This is a genomic window from Endozoicomonas sp. ONNA2 (assembly GCF_024606365.1).
GTDB lineage: Bacteria > Pseudomonadota > Gammaproteobacteria > Pseudomonadales > Endozoicomonadaceae > Endozoicomonas.
The window spans coordinates 1-2065 of sequence record NZ_JAHHPO010000165.1; the positions used below are offsets into that span (position 1 = coordinate 1).

3 protein-coding genes are annotated in these 2065 nt (G+C 48.9%); all 3 read left to right on the forward strand.

Annotated elements, in window-relative coordinates:
* The first annotated feature begins 157 nt into the window (after nucleotides 1-157).
* Genes KDK14_RS03020 through KDK14_RS03030 form a run of 3 tightly spaced genes read left to right on the forward strand, consistent with a single transcriptional unit; the run spans nucleotide 158 to nucleotide 2005 of the window.
* The gene (locus KDK14_RS03020; RefSeq protein WP_257263543.1) at nucleotides 158-733 is read left to right on the forward strand and encodes a hypothetical protein; all 576 of its coding nucleotides are present in this window, start codon (nucleotides 158-160) and stop codon (nucleotides 731-733) included.
* A complete protein-coding gene (locus tag KDK14_RS03025; RefSeq protein WP_257263544.1) occupies nucleotides 690-1328 on the forward strand; it encodes a hypothetical protein in 639 nt (212 codons plus the stop codon). The genes KDK14_RS03020 and KDK14_RS03025 overlap by 44 nt, the downstream gene beginning before the upstream one ends.
* Nucleotides 1325-2005: a hypothetical protein gene (locus KDK14_RS03030; protein ID WP_257263545.1), complete on the forward strand. Its 681-nt coding sequence runs from the start codon at nucleotides 1325-1327 to the stop codon at nucleotides 2003-2005. The genes KDK14_RS03025 and KDK14_RS03030 overlap by 4 nt, the downstream gene beginning before the upstream one ends.
* Nucleotides 2006-2065: the final 60 nt, after the last annotated feature.

A 2065-nucleotide genomic window follows, 5' to 3' on the forward strand; every position in this document is an offset into this window, starting at 1 on the left:
ATACCAGTACTTTCTTTAGATACTCCACAGGTTAACAAAAATCCATAGTTACATGTACCCATTATATCACCGGTTGTCTATATATGGCTATGTTATCACCTACAGTCGTGCACCTCCTTTCACCTCGGGACATCTGCGAGCAGATGGGACTTTCAGTTTGCCTGGATTGGTAATCTGGAATCATTCCGACGCCTATAATTCTCTTGATTTTCCGGAGCTGGTGCTTACCAACTACAGCAAGAAAGACATCAGATGTTTTTTTGTTTACCTCGATACTCAGATGAATATTGCCGATATCCTGCAGGATAAACGTCATTGTGAAGAGGTATTGCAGCTTGGACCGTTGCCTCTGGTTATTTATTGTCACCGCACAGGTTCTGTACAGGTTTGTTTTGATGATGAGCTGGACAGTAAACACCTGGCCCTGAATGAGCATTCTCTGGATGATTTTGCATTCTCACAGGGCATAGACCGGGAAAGTTTGAGAGCCATGCTGAATCTACTGCCAATGCCTTTGCGTACAGAGGCACTGAGTTCGGAATTAACCGCCTCACCGGATGTTTTTCACAAATTGCAACAGGCCATCAAGCTGGTGAGTGATCCCTGTTGTTACAATTCCGAGAGGCTTCTGGAATTAAAACAGGGTGGCTTGCCAATTCACAATCGTTTTTTTCATAAAGGACGTGCGAGTGGGCACAATGAATTATATGGTGGCCGCCTTTGCTCCATTTGAATTCCTGAGTCTGGAAGATCTCAAGTGGTTGCCGTTGAACGGTTGTTCGGGAAGCGTCGTTGAATTTGACCGAATCTGCCGGGGGCTCAGTCAGCAGCAACGGCAGAGCCGACTTGAAGAGGTACTATGTGATTACCTTGGTTACCCTTTAAACCTTGATATCTTTGAGTCCCACCTACTCGCCCTGTTTCATTATGGAGCTTCCCTGAACAAAGATATTAAGGCCAGGGTTAAACGTAATCTGGACGTTTGGTGCCGTGACGGTAGAAAGGTTATTGGTAATTTATCCGTGGCTGGGTTCATCCAATGGTTTGAAGGACTATGGAAGCAACGAAACACGCATCCTTTCTACCTGAATTGGTCGGAGCATGTCCGACAGGCCAATCTGGAAATCGCGGATCTGAAACAATCGCTCGGTCTGTCGAACGATGCTTGCCCATTGGCGGCACCTGAGGAAACCGAGGTACCAGCGGCATTACAGTTTATGGTGGACGCGTTCAGCAAACCGCCGGTCCTGCCTGATAATGTCGGCGATAATGAAAGCACCATCGGGTATTGCAGCATTGTTACCGCCGTCCGGGACCGGAATGCGTGATCCAGAGCCTTGGCAGACATACCTTGCCAACCGTATGGAAACCGCTGCACAGCTGCAGTCATGTCCTGCGGGCCAGGAATAATGGGCTCTGGTATATGGAATTGCTGGAAAAATTTCAGCAGCATTACCTGCACCCGGCAGAAAAAGAACTCCTGGCGCTGGCGATTATCTACCATGATGCTGCTGCCGAAGATGTCGCCAAATCAGCGGAAGAAACAAGGTCAGCTGTCTACTTCAAACGGGACCTGACCGGGCATTATCCTGAACCGCTGCTGAAGGATATGGCAAAGGCGATGGTCAGCAAGGAAAATGATGTCAATGGCGCAGAAGAGCAGAACCTGTCTGACTCCGTGCGCTGGTATCTGTGCATATTACGCTTTGCAGATCGTATGGACATTATCCGTTGTTACGGGGTTGGGGCTGATTTTCCCGGATTAACGGTCGGGGGGCTTGACGCTACACGTCTTGACCTGCCGACGCAGTTGCCCTGGGATTTTACCTCCGGGCCTGGCAACGGGACTGAATTTCAACGGCATCTGGTAGCCGCCATGCACGGTGCGGCTGATCTGGCGCAAGTAACCGGGAAACCCAACGATCACCGCAAAAAAAAATATACCGAGGTCTACGGTCTGATTGACAATGGCTCAGAGATTTCTGAGCACTTTGAATGGACGTAAGCGCTTATTTAAGGACGTCTTCAAAACCCATCACCTGTCTGCCAACGACTCGTGTTATCA